The organism is Microcoleus sp. Pol11C2 (assembly GCF_036701505.1).
Taxonomy (GTDB): domain Bacteria; phylum Cyanobacteriota; class Cyanobacteriia; order Cyanobacteriales; family Microcoleaceae; genus Microcoleus.
Genome location: NZ_JAUBQX010000112.1, coordinates 1 through 2,425 on the forward strand (window position 1 = coordinate 1; position 2,425 = coordinate 2,425).

Genomic DNA, 2,425 nt, shown 5'->3' on the forward strand with positions numbered 1-2,425 from the left:
GTGCGATTCGTTTAGCCTAAGTGAGTAAAAATACTCAGGGACGGCTAGTATGGTTCACAAAGCCATAACAACTAAATACACATCTGGGTGCAGGTTATCCTTAGTCCCAGTCCGCAAGTGCAGCGGTAAAAGCATATCCCCTATCCTATTAAGTAGCAACTAATAGGGTAAAGCGGGGATAAAAAGCAGACTACTGGTAGCCGAAACTGGTAACTGTCGAGCAAAAGTTCATGTGTAGCGAAAGCAAAGATGTGTCCGAACCACCGTTAATTGAGATGGTCTAACGGCTGAATCAAGGGTAAACCCGTTGAAAAACACGGTAAAAACTGATTAAGACCAAGCCAAAAGGCAAGGATAGGGCATAGGCGATTAGAACTTCGACCTATAAGCACCGCCCATAAACCCGGTGGAGAGCATCACACTAAAAACTAAACCAATGTGTATTTGGAACGAAGTAACTCTCGTATATCTCTGGAATCAGTTCGATTACCAGTAAGTAGCTAACGAATGATATGCGAGAGAGGGATTGTATCAGAAGCCAATGCCCGGTTGTAATGACAGGGATATGCAGACGGATACACGGTAACTTCAAGGATAGGAACCTAGTAGCAATGAATAAGTCTAAAACGCGGGACAACCCGACGGTGGAATGGAATCAAATCAATTGGCGAAAAGCCGAAAGATTGACATTCAAGTTGCAAAAACGTATCTATCGAGCAAGTGAGCGTGGTGATGTTAAAGCAGTTCGGAAGCTTCAAAAGACCTTGATTAATTCATGGTCTAATAAGGTTCTAGCGGTACGACGGGTCACGCAAGATAATACTGGCAAACGTACAGCAGGTGTAGATGGTATTAAACTATTATCTCCGAAACAGCGAGCCAAGCTAGTAAGCCAACTCAAGGCAACTGGAAAATCACAACCGACACGTCGGGTAATGATACCAAAACCAGGAACCAATGAGTCAAGACCATTAGGCATACCCACAATGTACGACCGCGCCTTACAAGCAGTTGTAAAATCAGCCCTTGAGCCAGAATGGGAAGCTCGTTTTGAGCCAAACTCGTATGGTTTTAGACCAGGTAGGTCATGTCACGATGCGATAGGAGCCATATTTGTCAATATCAATAACAAAGCCAAATACGTGCTAGATGCTGATATTGCCAAATGCTTTGACCGCATTAATCACAAAGCATTACTTGACAAAATCAATACCTATCCGCGACTGAGAAAACAAATTAAGTCGTGGCTTAAAAGTGGGGTATTAGACCAAGGTGAAATTTTCCCGACCACAGAAGGTACGCCACAGGGAGGGGTTATTTCCCCACTACTAGCTAACATTGCCTTACACGGAATGGAAGAACGGGTTAAACAATTCGTAGGAAAATCTATTAACCAACGAAAAGAAATTAGTTTAATCCGATACGCCGATGATTTTGTGATTATTCACAAAGACATTGAAGTAATAATAGCCTGTCAAAAGATAATTGCAGAATGGTTAAGTGATTATGACTTAGAATTGAAGCCAAGTAAAACAAAATTAACCCACACCCTCAATGAATACAATGGAAATGTTGGGTTTGAGTTCTTAGGATTCCACATACAACAACATAAGGTAGGTAACTACCGAAGTGCCAAAAGTACAAAAGGAATACCGCTTGGTTTTAAAACATTAGTCACCCCATCCAAGCCAAAAATCAAAGCCCATCTTGCGAATATTGAAGAAGTAATAGACACCCATAAAAACTCCCCCCAAGCTGCTTTAATTAGTCGGCTGAATCCAATTATTAGGGGATGGTCAAACTATTACTCAACAGTAGTAAGTAAGGAAACCTTTTCAAGGGTAGACCATCTTACCTACGACAAGTTACGGGCTTGGGCTAGAAGACGGGGAAAAGGTAACATCAATAAAGACAAATACTGGCGAACAGTAGGCGACAGAAATTGGTGTTTCAGCACAGAAGAAGGTTTAGAGTTAACCCTGCACTCTGCAACGCCTATTATAAGGCACGTCAAGGTAAAGGGTAATTCAACGCCTTATGACGGTGACTGGATTTACTGGAGTTCTAGGCGTGGAGTATACCCTGAAACACCAACAAGAGTGGCAACACTTCTTAAGAAACAAAAAGGTAAATGTACTCACTGTGGTCTGTACTTTACACCTACAGACATTGTAGAAGTTGACCATATCCAACCTCGCTCTCTAGGCGGTAAGGATGAGTACAAAAACCTCCAACTTTTGCACAAACACTGTCACGACACAAAAACGGAAAATGATGGTTCCCTTCACATGGACTATTATAGTAATCCGTTTTGAATTGTATCCTTAAAAAAGGATGAAGATATCAAGGAGCGGAATGAAGCGAAAGTTTCACGTTCCGTTCTGAAGGAGAGGTAGGGGTAGTAATGCCCATATCGACTCTAACC

At 42.1% G+C, this 2,425-nt stretch carries 1 protein-coding gene; it reads left to right on the forward strand.

Annotated elements, in window-relative coordinates; genetic code table 11:
* The first annotated feature begins 611 nt into the window (after positions 1–611).
* A complete protein-coding gene (gene ltrA, locus QUA42_RS27470) occupies positions 612–2,315 on the forward strand; it encodes a group II intron reverse transcriptase/maturase (protein ID WP_333141830.1) in 1,704 nt (567 codons plus the stop codon).
* Positions 2,316–2,425 lie beyond the last annotated feature (110 nt).